Source organism: Enterobacter sp. LU1, from assembly GCF_008271405.2.
In the GTDB taxonomy this organism is placed as follows: Bacteria; Pseudomonadota; Gammaproteobacteria; order Enterobacterales; family Enterobacteriaceae; genus Enterobacter; species Enterobacter hormaechei_C.
This window is the reverse complement of record NZ_CP043438.2, coordinates 1,120,121-1,143,141: the sequence shown is the minus strand read 5'-3', so window position 1 is coordinate 1,143,141 and position 23,021 is coordinate 1,120,121. Positions and strand designations below refer to the sequence as shown.

Genomic DNA, 23,021 nt, shown 5'->3' with positions numbered 1-23,021 from the left:
TTCCCATCACATAACCCCCAACATCGACGTCACCATCGTCATCAGCGGTCCTACCTGCTCCGGCATGAGGCGGAACAGCGACGCTATACCCTCGCTTACCTCTTTCAGCTTCTGGTGCTCTGGGGCGTCCAGCAGCACGGCCTGTTTAGCTTCTGCACACTCTTTCATCGCAGTAGCGATCAAAGACATCGTGTCGTTCTGCGGCGCCAGCCGGTTGCGGTACTCCAGAGGCAGGACGGACATGATTGCGGGCGTCAACTGGCGCACGTTCTCGCGGTACTGTTCGGAGTCGAAACGGTTATCCAGAAAGCGAAACAGCTTCTGGCGCGCCCGGCTAATATCTTCCGGAAAGCTGATGGCGGTCCCGCCCTGCTCCCGGTATTCGTTGATGATCAGCGCTGACACCACGTCCTGATTGTCCAGCGCCGACGACCATGCTCGGACCGCATCGCGGATCTTTTCGTGGTCTGGCGCCGCTTTAGCTTGAGCGCGGTTTATCATCGCCCCCGGGTGTATTCCAGTATTGTGTTGATACGCAAGTGAATGCATTGCTTTCCCTTTCGTGGTGAGGGCCGCCGTTAAGCGGCTGTGTTGTCGGACGGTGACGGGAACAGCGTCGGCAAATCAGGGCGAATCTGGTATGCCTGAATCTCGCCACCAGTTGCTTTAACGATGCTGTTCACGTGTTCCGGAGAAACCTTCGCTTTGTTGTGTAGCCACTTGTAAACCGCCTGCTGCGACACTGCGCACGCTTCACCAAGGGCTTTTTGAGAACCGACAATGGTGATAGCGGTTTTAATGGTTGGGTTCATAACAACCTCCGTAGTGAATATGAATGAAGAATAAAACTATGGTTGTATTTAGTCAACAACCATTTTCGTTTGATGGAATAAAACCATGGTTGTACATTGCGCGTATGAAAACGACACTCGCTGAAAGATTGAAAGAAGCCAGGACATTACGAGGCCTTACGCAAAAGGCTCTCGGGGATCTGGTTGGGGTGAGCCAGGCGGCTATCCAGAAGATTGAAACAGGAAAAGCCAACCAGACAACAAAGCTGGTTGAGCTTGCTAATGCGTTAAAGGTAAAGCCTGAATGGTTGAGTTCTGGTGAAGGCGCTATGCTTCTCACTGGGCAGGATGAAGCCATCCCACCGTCTGATCAGTGGGGTACCGTTGAGCCTTGGGATAATTCAACCCCATTACCTGATGACGAGGTAGAAGTGCCATTTCTAAAGGATATTGAGCTGGCCTGCGGCGATGGGACGTTTCCTCGCGAAGATTACAATGGCTATAAACTCCGCTTCTCAAAAGCGACTCTACGCCGAGTTAATGCCCACAGAGAAAGTGTTATCTGCTTCCCCGCACATGGGAATAGCATGGAGCCAGTTATTCCGGAAGGAACGACTGTCGCTATCAATATTAACGACAAAAAGATCGTGGACGGAAAGGTCTACGCCATCAGCCAGGATGGATGGAATCGCTTAAAAATACTTTACCGTGTGGGCCCGAACAGGCTGAGCATTCGCAGCTTTAATCATGTCGAGCACCCAGACGAAGAAGCGGACCTTGATAGCGTCCAGATAATCGGAAGAATGTTTTGGACTTCAACAATATGGTAGGGAAGCAACTATGAAAAAATTCTTATGGGCAATATTATTTCTGACACCTCTGGCGGCCAATGCGGAAGAGTCGGCTCTCGATCAGCTAAAGCAATCACCATCTGCAATCTGTAAAGACCACGCACAGCCAGGTCAGTGCAAGGTAGCAGTCCAGGCTACGATGCTGGCGGTTTACAACATCACTTCGCTTGATGCTGGATGCGAGAGTAGTTCTGACGAAGTTAAAGCAAAAATGAACAATGAGCTGAAAGCGCAGTGCGCGGCAGCCAAAGAGATCTCCGATTACCTGAAAAGCCAAAACCGATAAATACTCCTCCCCTATGAAACCTCGCTCCGGCGGGGTTTTTTATTGCCAAAATCCCGCCACCAAACATTTCTTAAAAATAAATTCCTTTCAAATACAACCAAATAAAACCAAAACAACCATTAATACAACTATTGTTGTTGACGATAAAACAACTATGGTTTTTAATGAGTTCATCGAAACGAAACATCGACAGCTGAGCGAAGTTAGCCAGCGGCGGACAGCAAGTCGCCTGCTTTTTAACAACATACAAAGTCGGAACAGCACTCAGTAATCCTGTTTAGACCCCAACGTACAAATTCGGCGTAGCACCGGGCGCGATCCGGTCGGTGTGAGGCTACCCCCTCGCGAGAGCGATAAAGGCGTGGGAACGGGCAACACAGGCGGGATGAGAGGTGCGAAGCGCAAAGATTTACCAACAGCTCTTTGCGAGGGGCTGACGGTAAATCAATAAGAGGAGTGGAAATCATGCTTGGGTGTGAAAAGTGCGACCACGGATTCGTGTTCACTAGATGCTGTTCTGGTCTTGCTGAAATGTGTGGGTGCGGCGGAATGCCGGTGCAGGTAACCAATTGCAAGAACTGCAATCCAGAGAATAAAGAGCCGGATGACGCGGAGACAGAATCGCTTCTTCAGTATGTCGAATGGGTCGATTGATCAACATTTCCCCCGCATCAGCGGGTAACGACAGAGGGTAAGGGTATGGATGAAGATTTACAGCCGACTGAGGCGATGATTGAAGCGGGCATTTCCACTCTTTGGGAGATGCTGCCTGGCTCGATGGATAGCTTGTATCAGGATATTGATGATGAGGCAGAGCGTTCCGAATTACTAAGCGACACGGTCACTTTCATCTGGCAAGCCATGAAGGAAGCTCAAAACACATAACCCGCTCCGGCGGGTTTTTTATCGGCCATACATAGGCAGATTTTCGAGTCTGCCCATTTATGACAACCGGCGGCCATCCACCGCCACTATTTTTGTATTTTCGCACAAGCGCAGAAGTCTTGTATTAACCGTTCCGTTCGCCGCGATAAGGCCAAGAGGAAATCATGGTAAACCAGCAGCAGATCAGAGAGGCCCAACGGCTCGCGTCGTTTGCGGTGCTCCATCGCAATGCTCCGGCGTGGGAAGAAGCAAAGCGCCTTTACGCCGTCGCCATCGGGAGGACTCTTCACTGATGGAAACTTTATTCGCGCTCGTCCTGACCGTGGCAATGACCAACGGTGATTATCAGGATGTCATTCTCGGCGTTTACGACAGCCAGCAGGAATGCAGTCAGGCGGCTTCAGAGCAGAAAGTGTCAGCTGAATGCTGGCCGGTAGAAAGCATCCTCCGCAACGGCGAGTTCCCGGCGAAATCCATCGCGCAGCAGTAACCACCCTATTCAACCGATCTGCCTGGCTCAATGCGGGCGGCATCTGCACATCCAAATTTCAGGAGAAACCATGAGCGAAGTAACGGACTTAACTGTCATCGAAATCAAGCCTGAGCAGGCACCAGTGCTTTACGTAGCTGGCGGCCTTGATGCTTACCTCGAGCAAATCCGCCAGGCAGTAAACGAAGTGCCGGACCTGTCCACGAAGAAAGGTCGTGACCGTGTCGCCTCTCTGGCTGCTCAGGTGTCCCGCAGTAAGACGGCAATCGAAAAGCCAGGCCGTGAGTACCTGAAGCGCCTGAAAGAGGCTGTTCGACCGGCTGAGGCCGAAATTAAGCGATTCGTTGATGCCTGCGACGAGCTACGTGATGCGACCCGCCGACCACTCACCGAATGGGAAGCCGAGCAGGAACGCATTAAGGCTGAAGAAGCCATGAACGCGATGCACGCCGAAGCGCTGGAAATGAACATCAAGTTCGATCAGGAGCTGGCGGCCAAGTTTGAAGCAGACCATGAAATGGCTCTGCTGATGAACAAGGATTTCGACCGTGACCGCGAAGAGCAGCGCCGCCAGGCAGAACAGGCTCAGCGTGAACGTGACGAACGACTGAAGCAGGAAGCGGCAGAACAAGCCCGCCGCGATGCCGAAGCGAAGCACAAGGCTGAGCTGGATGCAGCGGCGCGCCGTGAAGCCGAAGAGAAAGCCCGCGCTGAGCTGGCTGAACGCCAGCGCGTCGAAGCTGAGCAGCGTGCGGCACGTGAGAAGCAGGAAGCGGAAGAGCGTGCGCGACGTGAAAAAGAAGAAGCCGTTGCCGCCGAGCGCCGCCGCCTGGAAGAGGCAGAAGCCGCCCGTCTGGCCGAAGAGCAGCGCAAAGGTGAAGAAGAAGCGCGTCGCGCCGCAGACAAAGAGCACCGCCGTACCGTCAACCGTCGAGTCATCGCCGACCTGATTGCTCAGGGCATCCCCGAAGAATTCGCGCAGAAAGCACTGCTGGCGATCGCTGGCGGCAAAGTGCAGGACGCGCACATCAAATATTGAGGCAACCATGAACGCATTCCTCACTTACGACCGCATCGAAGATCGGCGCTGGGTTGAGCAACAGCTCACCGACGAGAAAGAGAAGTGGATTGACGACCGGGCTCAGCAAATCATCGACATGATGCCAAAAGAGCCGTCCGGCCTCTTCCACTTCTCAGTACCGATCGACTCCAGCCCATACGAAGGGCTTCGCAGCGATAAAGCTGGCGAGGCCTACAACGATTTCATTTCGGCAGTTGCTTACGCCCAGGCGGAATACGACTGGGAACACCGGACCGGCTGCCCGTTCTAAGGAGGGATTATGAGCTTAACCCTTGTTGATTTCGTCAAACAACAGGAGCCGCTTTTCATTAAGGCGGCAACTGACGAGCGGATGGTATGGGCGAAGGAAAGCCAGTTCGCCATTCAACTATTTCAGAACAACGACTACCTAGCCAAAGTTGCATTCCAGAACCAGACCAGCACGCAGAACGCGATCGTCAACGTTGCGGCAATCGGCATTTCGCTAAACCCAGCTCAGAAGTTAGCCTACCTGGTTCCTCGTAAAGGGGCTATTTGCCTCGACATCAGTTACATGGGCCTGATGCACATTGCGCAGCAGTCTGGCGCCATTAAGTGGTGTCAGTCGGCAATTGTTCGCAGAAACGACCAGTTCCGCCGCGAAGGGCTCGATAAGCCGCCGATCCATATCTACAACGACTTCGATACCGAAGAGCAGCGCGGGGACATCGTAGGCGCATATGTAACGGTAAAAACTGACGATGGTGATTATCTCACCCATACGATGCGCATCGATGCCATCTATTCCATCCGTGACCGGTCTGAAGCATGGAAGAAGTACAAATCTGACAACAGCAAAAAGTGTCCATGGGTCACCGATGAAGAGCAGATGATCCTCAAGACGGTCGTGAAGCAGGCCGCAAAATACTGGCCGCGCCGTGAGCGCCTGGATGCCGCAATCGACCATGTTAATACCGAGGGTGAGGAAGGTATCAACTTTGCAGCCGAACGCCAGCCTGAACGAGATGTAACCCCAGCAGGGGACGAAATTATCAAGGAGATTAACGACGTCCTTATCGCAATGGATAAGACATGGGAAGAAAACCTGCTCCCAGTCTGTTCGCAAATTTTCCGTCGTGATATTCGCGATTCATCCGAGCTTACCCAAGCCGAGGCAGTTAAGGCCCTAGGCTTCCTCAAGAAGAAGGCGGCAGCATGACACCAGAAATTATCCTGGCCCGGACCGGCATTGACGTAACCACTATCCAACAGGGCGATGAGGCGTGGCACCGGTTGCGCCTCGGCGTCATCACCGCCTCAGAAGTACACAACGTCATCTCTAAGCCAAGATCGGGGAAGAAGTGGACAGACATGAAATTGTCCTACTTCCACACGCTGCTCGCCGAGGTATGCACAGGCGTGGCGCCAGAGGTTAACGCCAAGGCGCTGGCCTGGGGCAAGCAGTACGAGGAAGACGCCCGCACCCTCTTCGAGTTCACCACGGATGTGAAAGTCACGGAGTCTCCGATCCTGTTCCGTGACGAGAGCATGCGCACTGCGTGCTCCCCTGACGGCCTGTGCAGTAACGGGTTTGGCCTTGAGCTTAAATGCCCTTTCACCTCTCGCGACTTCATGAAATTCCGCCTTGGCGGTTTCGAAGCAATCAAGTCCGCCTACATGGCCCAGGTGCAGTACAGCATGTGGGTGACCGGAAAAGAGGCCTGGTTCTTTGCCAATTACGACCCGCGCATGAAACGGGAAGGCATTCACCACGTCGTCGTTGAGCGGGAACCGCTGTATATGACCGACTTCAACGAAATGGTGCCGGAGTTCATTGAGAAGATGGACGAGGCGCTGGCGGAAATTGGCTTCACGTTCGGGGAGCAGTGGAAATGAAACGCACACCCTTCTACCGCAGACCCGGTCGAACCGGGCAATTCTCCGGCCTCCGTGAGCGCGTTATCTGGATGATTCAGACGCGCGGCCGCCCGGTCACCGGTAGCGAAATAGCCGAGAAGTTTGGCGTAACACTCATCGAGTTTAACCGGGTCGCCAACGGCATTACCCGCGGCTCCGGACAGATAGCGCAGATCGTTGAGTCGGAAAAATGGATCAACGAGGACGGCATCTGCGACCGGAAATTTAACTTGGCCAGCAAGCCAAAGGTCGTAACGCCGCAAGGCAAATCACGGCTGTTCACCCGGCGCGCCATTGAACAATCGCAGGAAGGTAGACGGCAGGAGTGCATTGAACGCGCCGCCCGCCGTAGCCGCCTGATTGCTCAGGGCCTCTACATCGACGAAATGGAGTCCATTCTATGACTCATGCTCACGACAACATCAGGGTTGGCACACTGTGCCTTCCCTTCATTGGTAACGGCTGGCTAATGCCATGGGGTGAAGTGGTCCGCAATCCATTAAAGGCGCAGCGGCTCGCTGAGGAATATCGGGATAGGCAGGAGGCGGCATGAGCGAAGCACCAATGATTATCGTGCCGACGGATATCAGCCAGAAGATTAAAGAAATCGAATCTGCTTACCAGCGTTACGGCGATGAGTTCAGGATCCCTGAAGACCACAAAATCATCGTTAACTTTTCTGCCGGTAAAGATTCCACTGCCACCATGGCGATCGCCCACGCGCTGTTCGGCGACAAGGTGCAGGGTGTCATGGCCGATACCGACAACGAACACGAGCTGACAATTGAGTTTGGCAAAACTATTCATGAGCAAATCGGGTGCTCACCAGTTCAGATGGTGAAGCGTATTTATACGCAGGAAGAATTTGATGCCCGCCGTGTATCCTTAACAAAAAACTGGAGCAAGCGCCAGGCGATACGCAGTGGGGCTTATCGTGGTGTCATCATGCCTTCATTGTCACGGTCAGATACTCCATTTGGTCGCGCATGGCTGAAAACAGCAGAGCGTTGGGGTATTGAATTTGACACCCCTCTTGAGGCGGCTCTTTCAGTTCTCCATCCAAGCGGAAACAGCTTCCTGGACGCTGCGTTACTGCATGGGATGTTCCCTATGCTCCGCAACCGATTCTGTACAGACGAGTTGAAAATCCAGGTTGCATTCGATTTCGCGATCAAACCTTTGCTAGATGATGGTGAAGTCGTTGTTCAGTGGTCCGGCGTTCGTGGTGACGAATCAGCTAAGCGTGCGGGATACGAGCGCTTTTCCGCCGATCAGAGAGACCCTGAGTTTCTCTACAATTTCCTTCCTATCCACCAGTGGACAGCAGCAGATGTATTTGCCCTTCATAAATATTTCGGTGTTGCCCCGAACCCTTTGTATACCCAGGGTGCTGCGCGCGTCGGCTGCATGAACTGTGTGCTGTGCAACAAAGAAGAAATTTCAGAAACCGCCGCCCGCTGGCCAGAGCACATTGAGAAGCACCGCCAGTGGGAGCATAAGGTTCGCCTTGTTTCTCGCTGGGTTCACTGGATGAGCGTTGGCACAGAGAGCCAGGCATGGATGCGTTCACAGCTTGGGTTCAGAGAGATCAACTGGAGGGAATTTTCCGGATTCTCCGAAGAAGAATCAGCACCAGGAATCATCGAGCGCAGCAGGAAATACCCGGTACATCTCGGTAAAGATGTCCTGCTTTATGGGCTTGACCCGGATGTTCAAAATATTGACTGGTCAGGGTTCTATGGCCCGCGCGGAAATATGGGCGCGCCGTCCGTTCCGGAAGTCGTCGAGTGGGCCAAGACCGGTCGGGGGGGGAAGGTTTACGACCTGGTGAAAGCGAGCATGGACGCATCAGTTTGCTCGTCCCGTTATGGACTCTGTGAGTGAGGTTTCGTAATGACTGGAAAATACTCCCTTATCTATGCAGATCCTCCCTGGTCTTACGGCAACACCATCAGTAACGGTGCCGCAGCCGACCACTACTCCACCATGAAGCTCATCGACATCAAGCGCCTGCCAGTGTGGGAACTTGCCGCCGATAACGCGGTGCTGGCGATGTGGTACACCGGCACACATAACCAGGAGGCTATCGAACTTGCCGAGGCCTGGGGCTTTACCGTTCGCACGATGAAAGGCTTTACCTGGGTGAAATTGAATCAGAACGCGGAACTGCGCATCAACAAGGCGCTGGCCGAGGGTGAAATCACCGACTTTTACGACTTCCTCGATCTGCTTAACGCCGAGACGCGCATGAACGGCGGCAACCACACCCGGGCCAATACCGAAGATCTGCTGATTGCTACCCGCGGCGCCGGGCTGGAAAGAAAGCACGCCGGGATTAAGCAGGTGGTCTACAGCCCGCTCGGCGCGCATAGCGAAAAGCCGTGGGAAGTGCGCCACCGGCTGGAGCTGCTTTACGGTGATGTGCCGCGCATTGAGCTGTTTAGCCGCAGCGCGGCGCCAGGCTGGCATCACTGGGGAAATCAGTGCGCCACCTCCGCGGTTGAATTGCTACCCGGCTGCGCCATCGACGTCGTGAAAACGGAGGCCGCATGACGCCAGAAACAGACAACGCCATCCGCGCCGCCTGCCGCCGCTGCACCGAAGAAATCCAGCAGGCCATGCGCAAGAAGCCAAAGCCTAACTGGAACGAAACGGTGCCCCCCATCATCAACAAGCATCACAAGAAAATTGAAGCTCTTGGGGTTAGCCTCCTGGAGTTCGTCGTATACACAGGGCGGCTTAATCGCCGCTTCGGAGCAGAACAATGACAACAGAATTTAAAGCGCTTCCCGTCGAACGCGACCAATACGGTTACTGGACTCATCCGCTTTACGATGAATTTTGCGATGGGCGTGAGTCTATCTCACCTGATGAATTTAACGCCTGGCTGGATAAGAACGGCCTTGAGTGGAAAGTAGAGTACCGCGATGAGGATGACTTCGATCCAGAGGTTGACGGTTATGACATTTCAGCTTGGCAGCCAGAAACACCCGCCGGCGATGGTTGGTTTGTCGGTTCAATTCACGACACGGAAGATGGCGCGGTCTGCATCTGGCTGCGTCACGCTGGCGGTGCGGCATGAACAGAGCCTCACCAGTTGATTTGAGGAGAAGCCTCGAAATTGCCAACAACCTCGCGCACATCGGGATTCGCTTCGTGCCGATTCCGGTGGAGACCGAGGAAGAATTCCAGACGATGGCCGCCGAGTTATCGCGACGGCTTGAGCAGATGGCAGTCGAAGCCGAGAAGAATGAAGGCGGTGCAGCATGAGGGCACTAATCACCAGGTCGCTAAAGCGGCCTTTTTTATTGATGGCGTTCACCTTCAACCGAATTAACCGACAGTTCAGGGAGCATTGACCATGGCCGATATCATCGATACCGCAGCAGAGATTGAAGAGCTTCAGCGTAACGCTGCCCTTTCCGCTCACCGCCTCAACCACAACGCAGTATCAGAAACACATTGCGAAGAGTGCGATGAGCAGCTTAGCGATGAGCGGAGACAAGCCTACCCGGGCTGCACGATGTGCGTTAGCTGTCAGGGTGAGATGGAGTTACGGAATAAGCAGAGGGGGATGTGATGGATTACAGCAAGCTCAGTGATGGTGAAATAAGCATCAGGCTGGCGTATTTTCTCAAGCCAAAATACAGCGCCACTATCCATCCTAATGACAAGTCTGGCGCTCAGTTGTCATGGAACTGGTTCAACACAGTGCAGAACACTGGTTATTTCCCGCTACGTCGTGCCGAAGAGCTTTTCTCGGTTATGAAGAAGCATCGGATCGGCCTCGCTCCATCAGGAAAGACTGTCTGGCAGGCAACCCACGAGTCGGGCATCAAAGCCACTCACCGCAACCCACTTCGAGCTATAGCCATCGTATTCCTCATGATGCAGGAGTCAGCCAATGTTCCAGCTAATTCAACAGGGTCAGATATACGCTGACCAGCACGGTTGGCCAGTTATCATTCACAGCAGCACATCAGAAATAGTCCGCTACTGGCGACAGGGCCGGATCAACACCGCTTCAATCGACCGTTTTAACAATGATTTTGAGCACCTCGATCACCGTGAGGCGGCGCAGATACGCGCCGAACTGGAGACGAGCGAGCACATTAAATCGCTACGTGCCCAGCGCGCGGCATGAGGAGAGAGCGTGAAACCTTACGAATCGAAGAAATCACAGTTCACCAGAAACCTTATCCGGCGGCGCCACGCTGAATGGTCAGAAAAGACCTTCGGTAATGTCGGCCCTATCGGACCGCTGAAACACCTTTCTAAAGAAGCGCTGGAAGCTGCCGCCGATCCCGGCGACCTCAGCGAATGGGCTGATATGCAGTTCCTGCTATGGGACGCGCAGCGGCGCGCCGGTATCACCGATGAGCAAATCACCGAGGCGCTGGAAGAAAAGATGAAGGTGAACATGACCCGCCACTGGCCGGAACCGAAAGACGGTGAGCCGCGTCTTCACATCAAACCATGACGCAACTGATAGCCAGTTATGAGCTGGCTATTGGGTGCGAAAGCACCACCTCGTGATCCCTTTTGCCCGGCCCCGCGCCGGGTTCTTTTTTGCCTGGAGGAAATGCATGGTTGAGGCAAAAACACTGACAGCCAGACAGGCGGCCGAGCTACTAATCACCTCACCGAGAACTGTCTACCGTCTTATCGACTCCGGGCAACTAGCCGGTAAGAAGATCGGTAACAAATACCGCACGACCGACGTTGCATGTATTGCGTATTTACATGACCCGCGCGATCCTGTTCCTGCGAGCGCGGGTGAACATAAAGGAGAAATTTTATGTCAATCACCCTCAGAGGCGGCGTCTGGCACTGTCATTTCGTTACGCCGTCAGGGAAAAGAATTAGACGATCTCTTGGTACGGGGGACAAGAAACAAGCGCAGGAGTTGCACGACAAGCTGAAGGCAGAAGCGTGGCGGGTTGATAAAATTGGAGAGCTGCCGACGAGGGCGTTTGAGGAATGTTGTATCAGGTGGATCCGCGAGAAGGAGCATAAGCGGTCACTCGATGACGATAAGACCAAAATCGAATATTTCCTGCGGCATTTCTCCGGCCGGGATATTTCAACCATCACAGCTGATCAGGTTCATGAGGCTGTTTCGAAGATGGTCAACCGTAAGCATATTCAGGTCTGGGAGTCGCGCAGGGACGCGGCTATACGCCGGGGGAAGGAACCGCCTCCGTATGTTGAGAAACCGGTAAGCCAGGCCACAAAGAGCCAGCACCTTTCGTTCATGCGATCTCTATTCAAGGCTGCGGCTAATGACTGGGGCTGGATTAAAACGGCCCCGGTTATAAAAACGAAAAAGCCGATCAGCAAACGCATCCGATGGCTGACCAGGGACGAGGCAGAACGGTTAATTGCCTGCATGCCGGATTCGATAAAGCCGGTGGTGATATTTGCACTGGCAACCGGCCTGCGCCGCTCCAACATCATTGATCTGGAGTGGCAGCAGGTCGATATGCAGAGAAAGGTTGCATGGGTAAATCCGGAGAACGCGAAGGCGGGCAAGGCTATCGGCGTGGCTCTGAATGATACCGCATGCAGGGTGTTAAGGGATCAGATCGGGAAAAGTTCCAGGTGGGTATTCGTTCACACGAAGCCATCAACGCGCCCGGATAAAACCGTCACTCCGGCTGTCCGCAAAATGCGAGTGGATGACAATGTCGCCTGGCGCATTGGACTGGAAAGAGCTGGTATAGAGGACTTCCGTTTTCACGACCTTCGTCATACATGGGCGAGCTGGTTAATTCAGTCCGGCGTTCCGTTGTCCGTTCTGCAAGAAATGGGAGGCTGGGAGTCAATCGAAATGGTACGTCGATACGCTCACCTGGCACCGAACCATTTAAGCGAACATGCACGGAAAATTGATGCCATTTTTGGCAACCATGACACAAATACGACACAAGGAGAAAATCAGGCTGGGTTGAAACTGGCGTAAGTGCCTGATATTTAATGGCACGCCCTGTAGGATTCGAACCTACGACCTACGGCTTAGAAGGCCGTTGCTCTATCCAACTGAGCTAAGGGCGCACGGAGAAGAGTGTACTTCGCGGTGGTGAAACGCCTGGAATTATACGGTCAATGCGTAGTGAGTCAATGCCTTTTCCGCCTTCTCTGGCGATAATGACTAGCTGATTGTAAATACGGCTGTTTTTTCAACATTTATCCCTCTTTTACGGGCTGCGAAAAGGCTTAGCCGCTTTTAAGTAACGCCTGCTGTTTTCCTGTTTACTTCACCTTCACACTGTCCAGCGGTAACCCGGCCGCCTGGAGGCTGGAAGTGAACAGGACGACGGAGTGACAGCGCCAGACCAGACAGGTTTTCCCTCGTGCGTGCAGCACATCTCACACGATATTACAGGCATTAAGCTTGAACCCATTGTCGCCCTCTCATCTTCGCGCACGGTGGGGGCCGAAGTGCTCAGTGTGCTGTCGCCGCATCAGCAAAACGAAAGCTTTTTCCAGGACTGGTCCGCCGCCCGGGCGCTTATGCTGCTGGAAGCACAGATCGCCGCGTTAAAAAACCCCTTCCCCTGTGACAACCTTTTCATAAATTTGCCGATAACCGTTCTGACCATACCGGAAATGTTCCAGCGTTTACTGCAACTTAACAGCCCACCGCTGAACATTGAACTCGTGGAGCCTGCCTCGTTCTTTACACTCTCAGACCCGGCGCGTCTGAGGGTGAGTTGTGCGCTTCAGCAGTTGACCGCGCGAGGACACCGGATCTGGCTGGATGATATTGATGAAGCGTCAGGACAAGCATTTTTATCCTGCCGCCTGCCATTAAGCGGAATAAAAATCGATAAGATCGCTTTCTGGCGTTTACGTGAAACGCAGGCGCTGACACAGCTGGTCACCCTTTGTTCAAAAATCGCTGCGAATGTGCTTATTGAAGGCATTGAAACAGAACGGGACCGTACTTGCGCGCTTCATGCTGGCGCGCGCTTCGGTCAGGGATATTATTGGCCATCCTGGAGATGGCAGGAGGACTGAACGGTCATCGCCAAGAGGGAAGCTATGCGAATGACAGTGCGCCGTTACCGGCGTCGTCGGACAGGAAGTGATTCACTGGGTTCTACGCACTCGCCTTTTGCTCTCCCATTTTTTGATCGTCTCGAATATTTGAGCCAGTCAATCAACCAGACCCGCAAAACCGATGCTCCCTTTATCATTCTGGTCACACAGGATAATTTTTTCCGTTCCGGTTTACTGAGCGGGCAGTCGCCCCTGAGCAATTGCTGCGACTATTCCACGCTGGAAGCCGCCCTCAGTGATTTAAATCACTGGCCTTCATCGCGTCTGGTAATAGACATTGAGAGCCGCGCCTCGCCGCTAATCGACCTGCTGGACCGATTACGCCGCCACAGCCTGTTCGCCCCCTACCTGACACCCTACCTGCTCGTCCGCGCCGATGATTATGATGCTCGCCTGTTTTGTAAAGCGGCTGGCCCTTTTCATGTGCTTGAACGCCAGCTAACGGCGCTGGCTATGCAACAAACCTTGCTGGAAGCACCGTCACCCGCCGGCAACCGCAAAGAGTGGTTTTCACGGGATGAATGGCCGATTTTACAGGCGCTGTCGCAGGGGAGCTCCTTGCGGCAGATCGCGCAGTTACAGAACCGCCCCTACAGCCGCATTATTTACCGTCTCAGCTGCATCCTGGCGAAACTTGGGCTGAATCATCGTCATGAGTTGCTACATCTTCTCAACAACCTCTCAGATTTCACGTATTAACGTATTCAGTAACTTCTTAATTCCTAAAGACCTTTAGGAAATTACTTAGGATATATGTTAAATTTTTGTGTTTTTTAACAAAACTTTCGATTTTATAACTATTCCTAATTCCAGGTCTTAAACCATGCGAAATGCTGCCGGTACGCTCAACGAGAGTGATTTTATCCATGCGTTAAGGTTCTGGCGCTTCAGTTAACAGGATGATAATGGTGTAAAAACAAGCGATTCACCTGTAAAAGAATGCGATGAGAGGTGAAGAAAACAGCAGATAGTACTGTTCTGTTGTTGGGAACGGCAATTTGCCAGGAGGCGTTTGAAACGGAGAGATGACGCACGAAATGGCGGATTTCAGGGATGGCAGGCAGGCGGGATGCTGGTTGTCACAGCCCGCTCGCTGTTAACATTCATTTAACATACAGTAAAATCGTTTATTTTTTGTTATTACATAAAGATGAAAGTGTGTGGTAAATGCAATATCAGGACATTTTTGCTAATTTTAAAAAGTTAGTGATTCAGATCCAGAACATAATAATCAGCAATATATGGATATTAATTTACAGGCTTTTCGGACAATACTTAAACGGTATAATAAGACGTGTTTGACACGCGAATAAGAAAAATCATTTTGCCATAACCAGCCTTATGAGATAACTGCGCTGAGGCATTGATATCACCACTACGTAAACAAGGATGCTTTCGCTCTTCCCAGGGACATTTACCGTACAAGGATCTGCGCAATTATCCTTCCGGCTTTTCGAGAGTTTTAACAAAACTCAGCATAACGCTTTTAACAATCTGAGGCATAAAAAATGAAACCGGCATCCGTTATCATTATGGACGAACACCCTATCGTCAGAATGTCGATAGAAGTCCTGCTACAGAAAAATAAAAACATCCAGGTCAAACTGAAGTCAGGCGACAGCCACGAGGTGCTTGACTGTATACGCAACCACCCCATTGATCTGGTCATTCTCGATATTGAAATGACGGGCACAGATGGGTTTGTATTGCTGAAAAGAATCAGGAACTTAAATAAAGACATTAAGGTTCTTTTCCTCTCTTCGAAATCTGAAGCCTTCTACGCAGGACGCGCCATCCGCGCCGGGGCAAATGGTTTTGTCAGTAAGCGAAAAGATCTGGGGGAAATTTATAACGCGGTGGAAATGATCCTGACGGGCTATTCTTTCTTCCCCTCAGAAACATTGAGTTTTATAAACCATCTGGGCTCGCGGACGGGCGCCGCTGTGGATATGCCATTATCGAATCGTGAAGTGACGGTTCTGCGATATCTGGCGAACGGATTATCTAATAAGGAGATTGCGGATCAATTATTACTTAGCAACAAAACAATTAGCGCCCATAAGTCTAATATCTTTTCCAAGCTGGGTGTGCAAAGTATCGTTGAATTAATTGATTACGCGAAAGCGCACGAATTACTGTAATCCCTCCCTCTCCCTGCAACATATAACCGTTACAGGGAGAGTGGATACGATTAATTATAATTAATCATGAACGTTGCATCGGCGTCAGCCCGGCCCGGCTGCGGGTTATCCGCCGTGGCGATATAATTGGCATAAAACGACAGTTCGGCATTTCCCTGCGCATCTACCGCCACCGTCTGGCTGGCCTGCTGCAACGCGAGGCGCGTTTTATCCCGGTCAAGGATCTCCACGGCCACGTTGCTGGCCGCACTGGCAGCATTCAGCGCCAGCAGGCTGTTATCATGCCCGTCCATCTTCCCCGTAAATGTGACCGAAGCCGCCCCCGGCGGGCATCCGGTCAGCTTCAGGGTGAACGGTACAGGCTGCGTCCGGCTCCCCGTTGTGCGAAGCTGTTTCGTGGGCCAGGTGCCGAGCGTGACGGTTTTATTGCTGTCGTCCCCCTCCGCCACGCAGGTAAAATCCACGATATTGCCGTAAAGCTGAATGTTAATTTCCCCAAGCGCCGTCTCTGCGTGTGCAGGGGAGCAAAGCGCAAAGAGCGCGACGGCTAAATACCGCATTCCGTTTCGCATACCTGCTCCTTAGTCGTAGTCGACGCGTAAATAGCCGCGAGAGGTAAAACGCCCCTCGGCAGGTTTTTTACCGGTCACGCTGACGGGCCACGCGCGGATCCCCACCTGCGCCTGAGCGCTGTCGTCCAGACGGAACGGGATTTTGCTGGTCAGGTTGTTGGGCGTCAGCGGCACGCCATTACTGTTGGCAATCACAAAACCCACATCCGCGTTATCGGAAACCAGCGTACTGCCTGAAACCTTCTCCGCTTCAACACGCATCGTGAGCATGGCGTTCGCCTCGACGTTGGTGCATTTTATGCCGATGGTTTTGCTTTGCGCTGAGATCCCCTCCGGCTTATTCCCGATGCCCGCTTTACTGAACAGGGAGGCGCCGATGTCTCCGAAATCGAACTCCACCACATTCCCGGCATTAATTTCACAGCTCTGAGGCACCTGAATGGTCCCGCTGTAGCTGATGGTATAGACCGGCGTGGTGAGCGGATCCGAGGAGGTCGTGGTGACGTAAACCCGGAACATGGTCGCCCGGGGGATCACCACCATATTGATAAAGCGTCGGGTCACTTTAAGCCGGAAGACGAGGCTGGAATCCTGTACGCCAAACGGTTTGTTTTTAGACACATTCGGGTGGCTCCCCATCTGAATGTAGCTTTTGGGCGGATAAAACGTGCCAGCGTAGCTGTCGGTGATTTTCATCGCCCCGTCCAGATAGTCGTTTAGCTTCAGATACTGGTAGCCATCGCTGGTGCCCGTGACCGGGAAATCGGTAACATAGCTGCGCTTGGTGGTGTTCCCGGACGTTCCCTTAGGACAGACGGCGTTAACGCCCACCCACTGGGACTTCTCGCTGAGCGTGACAATCTGCCCCACCTGGTTATTGGAGCTGTTGAATTTATCCGTCAGGTCGTAATACACCTCCGTCGGCACGCCATTTTCATTGACGCAGACCGTGGCGAAGGCCTCAGATAGCGGAAAAAACGCCAGCAGGGATAGCCCCAGATAATGGATTTTATTCACAGCGGATCCCCTTAAGTGTGATCGCCTGTTGCAGGCTTTGTTCTGGCAGGCTGTAGGGCGCACGACACTGGGACTGTTTCCCGTCTCCCCACTGAATCAGCAGTTCTCCGCTCAGCGGCAGCCCGCTCAGGTAAATCTGACCGTCATCTCCCACCATGCTGGTTACGCCGCTCTGCGTCTCACGCACCACCGCCCCAAACGGTACAGGCTGGTTATCACGCTTCACGGTGAGCAGCGCACGCACGCCGATGCGGGTGTCAAAACTGGCGCGCACCAGCGCACCGTTCGTCGGCACGACGCTGGAAACGTTATTTTCAATGTCGGTGTTGTTGCTCATGGTGTTGGTGTCGAGCGCCACGCGGTTGTAACGGTACACCGTGGCGTAAGGCATCACCGCATAGCCACGCCAGTCTGTTTTGACGCCGGTCTGGTTTTCGACGCTCACGCCTGACGCGCCCGGCGCTTTGATCAAGACGTTGGTATCGCCCAGCGGCTGACTGAATGTGATGCCGTCTGAATGCCCTACCACGCCGCCGGAGAGCTGCCAGTTGAGGTCGTGCTGATCCCGGGCGTAGTTGTAGCCCACGCCCAGCGTGCCGTACGTTGCCTGCCAGTTAGCGCTGGCGCTGCCGCTGGCACCGTTATTGCTGGTGTGACCCTGCGTGACGCTGTAGTTCAGGTTACGATCCTGGAGCAGCGTTCCGCTGATCCCGGTCTGCCAGCTGGTATCACCGTCGCTGTTGCGGCTGGCTGAGGCCGTGGCATAGGCCCGGTCGATCGCGTTATCGCGACGGTAGCCGTGACGGGTGAACAGGCTGAACGGGACGGAGACGTTGAACGAAGCGATCCGGTCGGTTCCGTCAATGCCGACGGCCTTGTTCCACGACCAGGATAAGGCGTAGCTGACCCCTTTCACCCCGCCCGCGTAGCCAAGCTGATACCAGACGTTGGATTCGCTGGTGCCCCAGTAACTCTGCTGGCTGCCCGACACGTACACCGAGCCGTAATCGCCGAGAGACTGGGAGATATTGAGCTGGAAACGCCCTTTTTTATTCAGCGTCAGGTTGTGATAGCTCTGCACGTCCGGCACGCCGTCATCGTCCTGATCGTCGCCATACTGGTAGCCTTCCATTGTGCGCCAGGCCACATCGTCGAGGGTGTAGAAGCCTTTGGTCGAGTAGCGATAGCCCAGCAGCTGGAAGTTGGTGCCGAATCCGTTAAGGGATTTTGCGTACAGGAACCGCAGGGACTGCCCTTCATGGCGGCTGTCATCGGCAAGCTGGCTGCGGGCATGGGTGAGATCAAGTGAAACCGCCCCCCAGTCACCGAGGTTTTTACCCGCGCCAATGGCGATGGCGGTATAGCGCGAGGCCAGCTGCGTTCCGCCGTACAGCGTGTAGCCGTCGGCAAGACCCGCAATCATCGTACCCTGAGTAAAGAACGGCGTGTCCTGCTCGCTGTTGCCGCTGCGATAGTCCCCTGCCACCAGATCGTATTTCCAGCGTCCTTCACGCTGGAGCAGCGGAACGGTGGAATACGGGACGGTGTAGCGCTGCTGGCTGCCGTCCCTCTCTTCCACCGTCACCTCCAGGTCACCGCTTGAGGAGGTCGGGTTAAGGTCAGTTATCGCAAAAGCCCCCGGCTGCACATAGCTCTGGTAAATCACGTATCCGTTCTGGCGGATCACCACTTTGGCAGGGGTGCGGGCGATTCCGCGCACGGTAGGCGCGTAACCTTGCAGGCTGTCCGGGTACATACTGTCGGACGAATAGAGGCGACCACCGCGAAAACCAACGCTGTCGAAGACATCGTTACCGGTGTTGCTGTCGCCAAGCACCAGCTCGCTTTTCAGCGGGATGATCGTACGCTGCGCCCAGGTACCAATATTTTGCCAGCTGCTGTGCCGCTGGCCGTTGCTTTCGGTATAACGCCACGCTCCGTTATTGCGTAATCGCCAGGCGCCATAGTTCAACCCGCTTTGCAGGTTCAGATAGTAGCTGTCGTCGTCGCTGCCCCTGTTGCCGGTAAAGCTGTAGTTCAGCAGCGCGGCGGGGATGCCTTCATCCCACTGTTCAGGTGGAATATACCCGCGGGCGCTGTTTTGCATCGCCACCTGAGGCAGGCTGACGTTCAGGCGCAACGAGGCGAAGTTGAACGCCGTTTCGCTGCCCGGAATAGCCGTGGTGAGCGGAACGCAGGTATCGCCCTGCACGTTGCTCAGTTCCGGGAAGGCGGCGATATTGACGCCAAAGCGATCGAGCATCGCGCGCGTAATGCACGGCGACAAACCGCCCGCGACCGGCGGCGCGTTGTCAGCTTGCTCAAACCGCACGTCCTGCGTGCCGATAAACTCATCGTTACGCCAGATATCGACGCGATAGACGCCCGGTGCCTGCTGGTGGCCTTTTTCAAAACGCGACAAATCCGCCACGCTCGCCGTGTCATCGGAGAGAAACGCCGGGTTAAAGTAGCTTTCGCCCCAGCCAGCGAGTGGCCAGAGCGTTGCCATCAGTGCCAGCGCAACCGGGCAGTAACGCCATTGAGTGTTCATCGCCCTGTCTCTGCTCACAGGCTGACGCTACGCGCCGGCGTAATGGCGCCATAGTCATTCACACTCTGCCAGGAGAGCGTGCCGCTCGCAGCGGCAGGCAGCACCTGCTGCGCCGAGCTTTTAGGAGCAACCATCAGGTTATCCAGCGTCTGACCGCCGAGCTTCAGATTGACCAGCGTGACGTAATACGGCGAGGCATTGCTCACCTTAAGATGGTTGCCGACGCGCTCAAAGCGCAGCTGTGAGAGCGCCTCTTCCGGCGGCATCGCCAGGTTAGCCGGGCGAACAAACAGCTTGATACGTGACAGAATAGCCAGTTGCAGGACGTTGTTGCCGTCCTGATGTTTTTTGCTGACGGAGGGAATCGCTTTGACGTTCATGTAAAAGAGCGATTCGCGATCGGCAGGCAGCGCCGGGCCTGCGTAGATAATGCGCAGGGTGTTTTCGCTGGCCGGCTCGCTGACAAACAGCGGCGGCGTGACGGCAAAGGTTTTTTCCTTTTGCCCGTTGGCATTTTCTATCCACGCGTTAATTAAATAGCGCTCTTGTTTATTGCTGTTGGTGATCGCCAGCGACGTTTGTTTGGCATCGGCCGGATAAATAACGCGCGTCGCGCCCAGCGCAATTCCGCCGGACGCATTCGCGCTGGCAGAAACCATCATCAAAATAAAAGATAAAAACAGTCCAGGTTTAATCAGGGTGTTCATCACAACCGTACCTTTAATAATTAGTTCGCAGGCGTCAGGGATAAATCAACGTAAACCAGACATTCGACTGAATAGTGCCTGGTACAAGGTGTTCGGAAATTGCCCGGTAGCGGGCGCTGAAATGAAATACCAGCTCGCGGGTGTCAATGGGTAACCAGCTCACCGCCGTCGCGTTCGGGATGATCTGACGTTGCTGTTCGTCAAAAAGCGCCAGCCCGACACCGCTGCTGACCGCATTTTCCCCCGGCCGCGATGTCGCCAGGAAAACCTGCGGATCTTCTGCCGGTGTCACTCCCTGGAACTGGATCCCCACGGTGCGGGAGACGTCCACGCTGCAATCCAGCAGACGTACGGTGAAAGGCACATTAACCGTGGAAAAGCTGCCGACGCCGGAAAAGGCGTTTGTGCGGTATTGCCCCATATCCACGCGCATATTCTGGCTGTCCGGGGCCACGGCGCAGCCGCCGTTCACCAGCTCTCCCCTGAGGTGTACTTTGCCGCCGTCTATGACCACGGTATGTGCGTTTACCGCTGAGGCAATCGCAAGGGCACACAGCAGTATCCCAGTCCTTGTCATCCTTCGCTCCCGGTATAGGCGATCAAAAGACCTCTTCCCTGAGGCCAGCCACATCCCTGTACTCAGGCATTACTCGTATTTCATTACGAATGTTGCGTCCGCGTTTGCCTGGCCTGGCTCGGTGGTCGCCGCCGTGGCTTTATAGCGCGCGGTGAAGTTCAGGGTGTTAGTCCCTTCAATCAGGTTCTGCGCCGCAGAGAAGGTGGCGCCGTCCGGGGTCAGCGTGGAGGATTTGCTGTCGAGGATCTCAATACCCACGCCCTTCGCGGAGTTGTCGTTATTACCGGAGCTTACCGCCAGCAGCGTTTTGTCGGTGGCGTCGATCTGGCCGGTAAACGCGACAGCAGCGGTTTTCGCTACCGCAGGATCGCAGTCGTTCAGTTCGATGGTGAACGGAATATTGGAGGTGGTGTCACCTACTTTAGTGAATTTCGCGGTACGGTACTGGCCAAGATTAACCGTCTGCTCTGAAGAGTCAGTATTCACTGAGCACGCGGCATTCACTAATTCACCTTTAAAATGCACCGTACCACCGTTTACAGATACAGGCGCTACCGGATCTTCTGCGTGAGCGGCACCCGCGACCAGGGCCAGAGTTGCAATAACAGTAGAAGCAATGTTGCTGAGTTTCATGTCTATTCCTTTAAAATGTAAATAACCCTTCCCGCGCATATTCGGGAATAAGAAATACGATCAATTAAAAAATTGAAGGCTTATTTCGGAGAGGACAAAGTAGCTCAGGAATCTATTTTGTAATATGTCAAAACGCTGCCATTTTGCCAGGTCACATCCTAATCACCTCTAAGAAATTGACCATGCCCTGAGAAGGGATTTTGCGGGACATCGATGAAATCTCGTAAAGGGTGACTGACAGCGGCGCTCGCTTCTGACAAAATACAGGCAATCCCTCCTTTCTAACGTTACAGACGGAATCTTCTCTCTGATGGCAGCAAAGATTATTGATGGTAAAACGATTGCGCAGCAGGTGCGCTCTGAGGTTGCGGAAAAAGTGAAGGCGCGTAAAGCCGCCGGATTTCGCGCCCCCGGGCTGGCCGTTGTGCTGGTTGGCAGCAACCCGGCTTCGCAAATTTATGTCGGCAGCAAACGCAAAGCGTGTGAAGAGGTGGGGTTCGTCTCCCGCTCTTACGATCTGCCGGAAACCACCAGCGAAGCGGAACTGCTGGAACTGATCGACACCCTGAATGCCGATAAAGAGATCGACGGCATCCTTGTTCAGCTGCCGCTACCTGCGGGCATTGACAACGTGAAGGTGCTGGAGCGCATCGCGCCAGACAAAGATGTTGACGGTTTCCATCCGTATAACGTAGGCCGACTGTGCCAGCGCGCGCCACGCCTGCGTCCGTGCACCCCGCGCGGCATCGTGACGCTGCTGGAGCGTTATAACATCGATACCTACGGCCTCAACGCCGTGGTGATTGGCGCCTCCAACATCGTGGGCCGCCCGATGAGCATGGAGCTGCTGCTGGCGGGCTGTACCACCACCGTTACCCACCGCTTCACTAAAAACCTGCGTCACCACGTCGAAAACGCCGATCTGCTGATCGTTGCGGTCGGCAAGCCGGGCTTTATTCCGGGCGAGTGGATCAAAGAGGGCGCAATCGTCGTGGACGTGGGTATTAACCGTCTGGAAAACGGCAAAGTGGTCGGCGACGTGGTGTATGAAGATGCCGCAGCGCGCGCATCCTATATTACTCCGGTCCCGGGCGGCGTAGGCCCGATGACGGTAGCAACACTGATTCAGAATACCTTGCAGGCGTGCGAGGAGTATCACGACGTAGAGGACGCGTAATCATGGCAACTTTTTCTTTAGGTAAACACCCGCACGTTGAGCTGTGCGATCTGCTGAAGCTGGAAGGCTGGAGCGAAAGCGGCGCGCAGGCGAAGATCGTCATCGCCGACGGGCAGGTAAAAGTAGACGGCTCGGTGGAAACCCGCAAGCGCTGCAAAATTGTCGCGGGTCAGACCGTGAGCTTCGCAGGACAGAGCGTGACCGTGACGGCCTGAGCTGTCTGATGCCCGGTGGCGCTGCGCTTACCGGGCCTACGTACTGTCTCCGTTTGTAGGCCGGGTAAGGCGAAGCCGCCACCCGGCAACTTCTCTCACAATCCCCTCAC

33 protein-coding genes, 1 tRNA gene and 1 pseudogene are annotated in these 23,021 nt (G+C 54.1%); 26 read left to right on the top strand and 9 right to left on the bottom strand.

Features of this window, described 5'->3' with window-relative positions:
- Positions 1 to 6: 6 nt before the first annotated feature.
- A complete protein-coding gene (locus tag FZF21_RS05435) occupies positions 7 to 549 on the bottom strand; it encodes a toxin YdaT domain-containing protein (protein WP_149121037.1) in 543 nt (180 codons plus the stop codon).
- 29 nt (positions 550 to 578) lie between these two features.
- Positions 579 to 812: a helix-turn-helix domain-containing protein gene (locus tag FZF21_RS05430; RefSeq protein WP_149121038.1), complete on the bottom strand. Its 234-nt coding sequence runs from the start codon at positions 810 to 812 to the stop codon at positions 579 to 581.
- Positions 813 to 916: 104 nt separating this feature from the next.
- Here FZF21_RS05430 and FZF21_RS05425 point away from each other — a divergent pair, with 104 nt between their 5' ends.
- The 21 genes and pseudogenes from FZF21_RS05425 (at position 917) to FZF21_RS05325 (ending at position 12,221) form a co-directional block, all read left to right on the top strand.
- The gene (locus FZF21_RS05425; protein ID WP_032656806.1) at positions 917 to 1,621 is read left to right on the top strand and encodes a helix-turn-helix transcriptional regulator; all 705 of its coding nucleotides are present in this window, start codon (positions 917 to 919) and stop codon (positions 1,619 to 1,621) included.
- A 10-nt stretch (positions 1,622 to 1,631) separates the two neighbouring features.
- On the top strand, positions 1,632 to 1,928 hold the full coding sequence (locus tag FZF21_RS05420) for a hypothetical protein (protein WP_149121039.1): 297 nt from the start codon (positions 1,632 to 1,634) through the stop codon (positions 1,926 to 1,928).
- Between the two features lie 699 nt (positions 1,929 to 2,627).
- Positions 2,628 to 2,813 carry a hypothetical protein gene (locus FZF21_RS05415; protein WP_149121040.1) on the top strand — a complete coding sequence of 62 codons (186 nt, stop codon included), beginning with the start codon at positions 2,628 to 2,630 and terminating at the stop codon, positions 2,811 to 2,813.
- Positions 2,814 to 3,105: 292 nt separating this feature from the next.
- Complete coding sequence (locus FZF21_RS05410; protein ID WP_149121041.1) at positions 3,106 to 3,303, top strand: DUF1482 family protein; 198 nt, start codon at positions 3,106 to 3,108, stop codon at positions 3,301 to 3,303.
- 70 nt (positions 3,304 to 3,373) lie between these two features.
- Positions 3,374 to 4,342 carry a hypothetical protein gene (locus FZF21_RS05405; protein WP_149121042.1) on the top strand — a complete coding sequence of 323 codons (969 nt, stop codon included), beginning with the start codon at positions 3,374 to 3,376 and terminating at the stop codon, positions 4,340 to 4,342.
- 7 nt (positions 4,343 to 4,349) lie between these two features.
- Entirely contained in the window at positions 4,350 to 4,634 is a 285-nt protein-coding gene (gene gamL, locus FZF21_RS05400) for a host nuclease inhibitor GamL (RefSeq protein ID WP_063418855.1), read from the top strand.
- Positions 4,635 to 4,643: 9 nt separating this feature from the next.
- On the top strand, positions 4,644 to 5,561 hold the full coding sequence (locus FZF21_RS05395) for a RecT family recombinase (protein WP_149121043.1): 918 nt from the start codon (positions 4,644 to 4,646) through the stop codon (positions 5,559 to 5,561).
- Positions 5,558 to 6,238, top strand: a complete 681-nt coding sequence (locus FZF21_RS05390) for a lambda exonuclease family protein (protein ID WP_047352296.1) — start codon at positions 5,558 to 5,560, stop codon at positions 6,236 to 6,238. The genes FZF21_RS05395 and FZF21_RS05390 overlap by 4 nt, the downstream gene beginning before the upstream one ends.
- Positions 6,235 to 6,663: a regulator gene (locus FZF21_RS05385; protein ID WP_149121044.1), complete on the top strand. Its 429-nt coding sequence runs from the start codon at positions 6,235 to 6,237 to the stop codon at positions 6,661 to 6,663. Before FZF21_RS05390 ends, FZF21_RS05385 begins: the two co-directional genes overlap by 4 nt.
- Entirely contained in the window at positions 6,660 to 6,812 is a 153-nt protein-coding gene (locus FZF21_RS05380) for a DUF1317 family protein (RefSeq protein WP_149121045.1), read from the top strand. Before FZF21_RS05385 ends, FZF21_RS05380 begins: the two co-directional genes overlap by 4 nt.
- Positions 6,809 to 8,143, top strand: a complete 1,335-nt coding sequence (locus FZF21_RS05375) for a phosphoadenosine phosphosulfate reductase family protein (RefSeq protein WP_149121046.1) — start codon at positions 6,809 to 6,811, stop codon at positions 8,141 to 8,143. The genes FZF21_RS05380 and FZF21_RS05375 overlap by 4 nt, the downstream gene beginning before the upstream one ends.
- 9 nt (positions 8,144 to 8,152) lie before the next feature.
- On the top strand, positions 8,153 to 8,812 hold the full coding sequence (locus FZF21_RS05370) for an MT-A70 family methyltransferase (RefSeq protein WP_149121047.1): 660 nt from the start codon (positions 8,153 to 8,155) through the stop codon (positions 8,810 to 8,812).
- Complete coding sequence (locus tag FZF21_RS05365; RefSeq protein WP_109956910.1) at positions 8,809 to 9,027, top strand: hypothetical protein; 219 nt, start codon at positions 8,809 to 8,811, stop codon at positions 9,025 to 9,027. Before FZF21_RS05370 ends, FZF21_RS05365 begins: the two co-directional genes overlap by 4 nt.
- Positions 9,024 to 9,341 carry a hypothetical protein gene (locus FZF21_RS05360; RefSeq protein WP_149121048.1) on the top strand — a complete coding sequence of 106 codons (318 nt, stop codon included), beginning with the start codon at positions 9,024 to 9,026 and terminating at the stop codon, positions 9,339 to 9,341. The genes FZF21_RS05365 and FZF21_RS05360 overlap by 4 nt, the downstream gene beginning before the upstream one ends.
- Positions 9,338 to 9,529, top strand: a complete 192-nt coding sequence (locus tag FZF21_RS05355) for a DUF1382 family protein (RefSeq protein WP_149121049.1) — start codon at positions 9,338 to 9,340, stop codon at positions 9,527 to 9,529. Before FZF21_RS05360 ends, FZF21_RS05355 begins: the two co-directional genes overlap by 4 nt.
- Positions 9,530 to 9,620: 91 nt before the next feature.
- Positions 9,621 to 9,839 carry a TraR/DksA family transcriptional regulator gene (locus tag FZF21_RS05350; RefSeq protein WP_149121050.1) on the top strand — a complete coding sequence of 73 codons (219 nt, stop codon included), beginning with the start codon at positions 9,621 to 9,623 and terminating at the stop codon, positions 9,837 to 9,839.
- On the top strand, positions 9,839 to 10,201 hold the full coding sequence (locus FZF21_RS05345; RefSeq protein WP_149121051.1) for a DUF2591 family protein: 363 nt from the start codon (positions 9,839 to 9,841) through the stop codon (positions 10,199 to 10,201). Before FZF21_RS05350 ends, FZF21_RS05345 begins: the two co-directional genes overlap by 1 nt.
- Positions 10,164 to 10,403: a DUF4222 domain-containing protein gene (locus FZF21_RS05340; RefSeq protein ID WP_149121052.1), complete on the top strand. Its 240-nt coding sequence runs from the start codon at positions 10,164 to 10,166 to the stop codon at positions 10,401 to 10,403. Before FZF21_RS05345 ends, FZF21_RS05340 begins: the two co-directional genes overlap by 38 nt.
- Before the next feature lie 66 nt (positions 10,404 to 10,469).
- Positions 10,470 to 10,733: pseudogene (locus FZF21_RS05335) on the top strand (dATP/dGTP pyrophosphohydrolase domain-containing protein); the annotation flags it as partial.
- Between the two features lie 112 nt (positions 10,734 to 10,845).
- Positions 10,846 to 11,181: a helix-turn-helix domain-containing protein gene (locus FZF21_RS05330; RefSeq protein WP_071886183.1), complete on the top strand. Its 336-nt coding sequence runs from the start codon at positions 10,846 to 10,848 to the stop codon at positions 11,179 to 11,181.
- Entirely contained in the window at positions 11,064 to 12,221 is a 1,158-nt protein-coding gene (locus FZF21_RS05325) for a site-specific integrase (RefSeq protein ID WP_244323629.1), read from the top strand. The genes FZF21_RS05330 and FZF21_RS05325 overlap by 118 nt, the downstream gene beginning before the upstream one ends.
- Positions 12,222 to 12,236: 15 nt before the next feature.
- On the opposite strand, the gene FZF21_RS05320 is transcribed toward FZF21_RS05325, so the two are convergent.
- Positions 12,237 to 12,313, bottom strand: a tRNA-Arg gene (locus FZF21_RS05320).
- Between the two features lie 303 nt (positions 12,314 to 12,616).
- Between FZF21_RS05320 and FZF21_RS05315 the strand changes: the two genes are divergently transcribed.
- The 3 genes from FZF21_RS05315 (at position 12,617) to fimZ (ending at position 15,462) form a co-directional block, all read left to right on the top strand.
- Complete coding sequence (locus tag FZF21_RS05315) at positions 12,617 to 13,279, top strand: EAL domain-containing protein (RefSeq protein WP_017383241.1); 663 nt, start codon at positions 12,617 to 12,619, stop codon at positions 13,277 to 13,279.
- Positions 13,280 to 13,303: 24 nt separating this feature from the next.
- Positions 13,304 to 14,020 (top strand): response regulator transcription factor, encoded by a 717-nt coding sequence (locus tag FZF21_RS05310; RefSeq protein WP_017383240.1) that lies wholly within the window; start codon positions 13,304 to 13,306, stop codon positions 14,018 to 14,020.
- A gap of 809 nt (positions 14,021 to 14,829) precedes the next feature.
- Entirely contained in the window at positions 14,830 to 15,462 is a 633-nt protein-coding gene (gene fimZ / locus FZF21_RS05305; protein ID WP_003858901.1) for a fimbria biosynthesis transcriptional regulator FimZ, read from the top strand.
- A gap of 50 nt (positions 15,463 to 15,512) precedes the next feature.
- On the opposite strand, the gene sfmF is transcribed toward fimZ, so the two are convergent.
- The 6 genes from sfmF to fimA form a co-directional block, all read right to left on the bottom strand.
- Positions 15,513 to 16,034, bottom strand: coding sequence for a fimbria assembly protein (sfmF, locus tag FZF21_RS05300; RefSeq protein WP_063158078.1), 522 nt, complete (start codon positions 16,032 to 16,034; stop codon positions 15,513 to 15,515).
- A gap of 9 nt (positions 16,035 to 16,043) precedes the next feature.
- A complete protein-coding gene (gene fimH / locus FZF21_RS05295) occupies positions 16,044 to 17,051 on the bottom strand; it encodes a type 1 fimbria D-mannose specific adhesin FimH (protein ID WP_023296054.1) in 1,008 nt (335 codons plus the stop codon).
- Complete coding sequence (locus FZF21_RS05290) at positions 17,044 to 19,602, bottom strand: fimbrial biogenesis usher protein (protein ID WP_126499168.1); 2,559 nt, start codon at positions 19,600 to 19,602, stop codon at positions 17,044 to 17,046. Before FZF21_RS05290 ends, fimH begins: the two co-directional genes overlap by 8 nt.
- 14 nt (positions 19,603 to 19,616) lie before the next feature.
- A complete protein-coding gene (gene fimC, locus FZF21_RS05285) occupies positions 19,617 to 20,309 on the bottom strand; it encodes a type 1 fimbria chaperone FimC (protein WP_017383236.1) in 693 nt (230 codons plus the stop codon).
- A 34-nt stretch (positions 20,310 to 20,343) separates the two neighbouring features.
- The gene (fimI, locus tag FZF21_RS05280) at positions 20,344 to 20,886 is read right to left on the bottom strand and encodes a type 1 fimbrial protein subunit FimI (RefSeq protein WP_017383235.1); all 543 of its coding nucleotides are present in this window, start codon (positions 20,884 to 20,886) and stop codon (positions 20,344 to 20,346) included.
- Positions 20,887 to 20,955: 69 nt separating this feature from the next.
- A complete protein-coding gene (fimA, locus tag FZF21_RS05275; RefSeq protein WP_003858911.1) occupies positions 20,956 to 21,519 on the bottom strand; it encodes a type 1 fimbrial major subunit FimA in 564 nt (187 codons plus the stop codon).
- 310 nt (positions 21,520 to 21,829) lie between these two features.
- Between fimA and folD the strand changes: the two genes are divergently transcribed.
- Positions 21,830 to 22,696 (top strand): bifunctional methylenetetrahydrofolate dehydrogenase/methenyltetrahydrofolate cyclohydrolase FolD, encoded by an 867-nt coding sequence (gene folD / locus FZF21_RS05270; RefSeq protein WP_006809817.1) that lies wholly within the window; start codon positions 21,830 to 21,832, stop codon positions 22,694 to 22,696.
- Between the two features lie 2 nt (positions 22,697 to 22,698).
- Complete coding sequence (gene ybcJ, locus FZF21_RS05265; RefSeq protein ID WP_015571224.1) at positions 22,699 to 22,911, top strand: ribosome-associated protein YbcJ; 213 nt, start codon at positions 22,699 to 22,701, stop codon at positions 22,909 to 22,911.
- Positions 22,912 to 23,021 lie beyond the last annotated feature (110 nt).

Excerpts from the sequence above, each read along its gene's own strand:
- FZF21_RS05435 (WP_149121037.1), bottom strand. The coding sequence starts at position 549 with ATGCATTCACTTGCGTATCAACACAATACTGGAATACACCCGGGGGCG.
- FZF21_RS05430 (WP_149121038.1), bottom strand. The coding sequence starts at position 812 with ATGAACCCAACCATTAAAACCGCTATCACCATTGTCGGTTCTCAAAAA.
- FZF21_RS05425 (WP_032656806.1), top strand. The coding sequence starts at position 917 with ATGAAAACGACACTCGCTGAAAGATTGAAAGAAGCCAGGACATTACGA.
- FZF21_RS05420 (WP_149121039.1), top strand. The coding sequence starts at position 1,632 with ATGAAAAAATTCTTATGGGCAATATTATTTCTGACACCTCTGGCGGCC.
- FZF21_RS05415 (WP_149121040.1), top strand. The coding sequence starts at position 2,628 with ATGGATGAAGATTTACAGCCGACTGAGGCGATGATTGAAGCGGGCATT.
- FZF21_RS05410 (WP_149121041.1), top strand. The coding sequence starts at position 3,106 with ATGGAAACTTTATTCGCGCTCGTCCTGACCGTGGCAATGACCAACGGT.
- FZF21_RS05405 (WP_149121042.1), top strand. The coding sequence starts at position 3,374 with ATGAGCGAAGTAACGGACTTAACTGTCATCGAAATCAAGCCTGAGCAG.
- gamL (WP_063418855.1), top strand. The coding sequence starts at position 4,350 with ATGAACGCATTCCTCACTTACGACCGCATCGAAGATCGGCGCTGGGTT.
- FZF21_RS05395 (WP_149121043.1), top strand. The coding sequence starts at position 4,644 with ATGAGCTTAACCCTTGTTGATTTCGTCAAACAACAGGAGCCGCTTTTC.
- FZF21_RS05390 (WP_047352296.1), top strand. The coding sequence starts at position 5,558 with ATGACACCAGAAATTATCCTGGCCCGGACCGGCATTGACGTAACCACT.
- FZF21_RS05385 (WP_149121044.1), top strand. The coding sequence starts at position 6,235 with ATGAAACGCACACCCTTCTACCGCAGACCCGGTCGAACCGGGCAATTC.
- FZF21_RS05380 (WP_149121045.1), top strand. The coding sequence starts at position 6,660 with ATGACTCATGCTCACGACAACATCAGGGTTGGCACACTGTGCCTTCCC.
- FZF21_RS05375 (WP_149121046.1), top strand. The coding sequence starts at position 6,809 with ATGAGCGAAGCACCAATGATTATCGTGCCGACGGATATCAGCCAGAAG.
- FZF21_RS05370 (WP_149121047.1), top strand. The coding sequence starts at position 8,153 with ATGACTGGAAAATACTCCCTTATCTATGCAGATCCTCCCTGGTCTTAC.
- FZF21_RS05365 (WP_109956910.1), top strand. The coding sequence starts at position 8,809 with ATGACGCCAGAAACAGACAACGCCATCCGCGCCGCCTGCCGCCGCTGC.
- FZF21_RS05360 (WP_149121048.1), top strand. The coding sequence starts at position 9,024 with ATGACAACAGAATTTAAAGCGCTTCCCGTCGAACGCGACCAATACGGT.
- FZF21_RS05355 (WP_149121049.1), top strand. The coding sequence starts at position 9,338 with ATGAACAGAGCCTCACCAGTTGATTTGAGGAGAAGCCTCGAAATTGCC.
- FZF21_RS05350 (WP_149121050.1), top strand. The coding sequence starts at position 9,621 with ATGGCCGATATCATCGATACCGCAGCAGAGATTGAAGAGCTTCAGCGT.
- FZF21_RS05345 (WP_149121051.1), top strand. The coding sequence starts at position 9,839 with ATGGATTACAGCAAGCTCAGTGATGGTGAAATAAGCATCAGGCTGGCG.
- FZF21_RS05340 (WP_149121052.1), top strand. The coding sequence starts at position 10,164 with ATGTTCCAGCTAATTCAACAGGGTCAGATATACGCTGACCAGCACGGT.
- FZF21_RS05330 (WP_071886183.1), top strand. The coding sequence starts at position 10,846 with ATGGTTGAGGCAAAAACACTGACAGCCAGACAGGCGGCCGAGCTACTA.
- FZF21_RS05310 (WP_017383240.1), top strand. The coding sequence starts at position 13,304 with ATGCGAATGACAGTGCGCCGTTACCGGCGTCGTCGGACAGGAAGTGAT.
- fimZ (WP_003858901.1), top strand. The coding sequence starts at position 14,830 with ATGAAACCGGCATCCGTTATCATTATGGACGAACACCCTATCGTCAGA.
- sfmF (WP_063158078.1), bottom strand. The coding sequence starts at position 16,034 with ATGCGAAACGGAATGCGGTATTTAGCCGTCGCGCTCTTTGCGCTTTGC.
- FZF21_RS05290 (WP_126499168.1), bottom strand. The coding sequence starts at position 19,602 with ATGAACACTCAATGGCGTTACTGCCCGGTTGCGCTGGCACTGATGGCA.
- fimC (WP_017383236.1), bottom strand. The coding sequence starts at position 20,309 with ATGAACACCCTGATTAAACCTGGACTGTTTTTATCTTTTATTTTGATG.
- fimI (WP_017383235.1), bottom strand. The coding sequence starts at position 20,886 with ATGACAAGGACTGGGATACTGCTGTGTGCCCTTGCGATTGCCTCAGCG.
- fimA (WP_003858911.1), bottom strand. The coding sequence starts at position 21,519 with ATGAAACTCAGCAACATTGCTTCTACTGTTATTGCAACTCTGGCCCTG.
- folD (WP_006809817.1), top strand. The coding sequence starts at position 21,830 with ATGGCAGCAAAGATTATTGATGGTAAAACGATTGCGCAGCAGGTGCGC.
- ybcJ (WP_015571224.1), top strand. The coding sequence starts at position 22,699 with ATGGCAACTTTTTCTTTAGGTAAACACCCGCACGTTGAGCTGTGCGAT.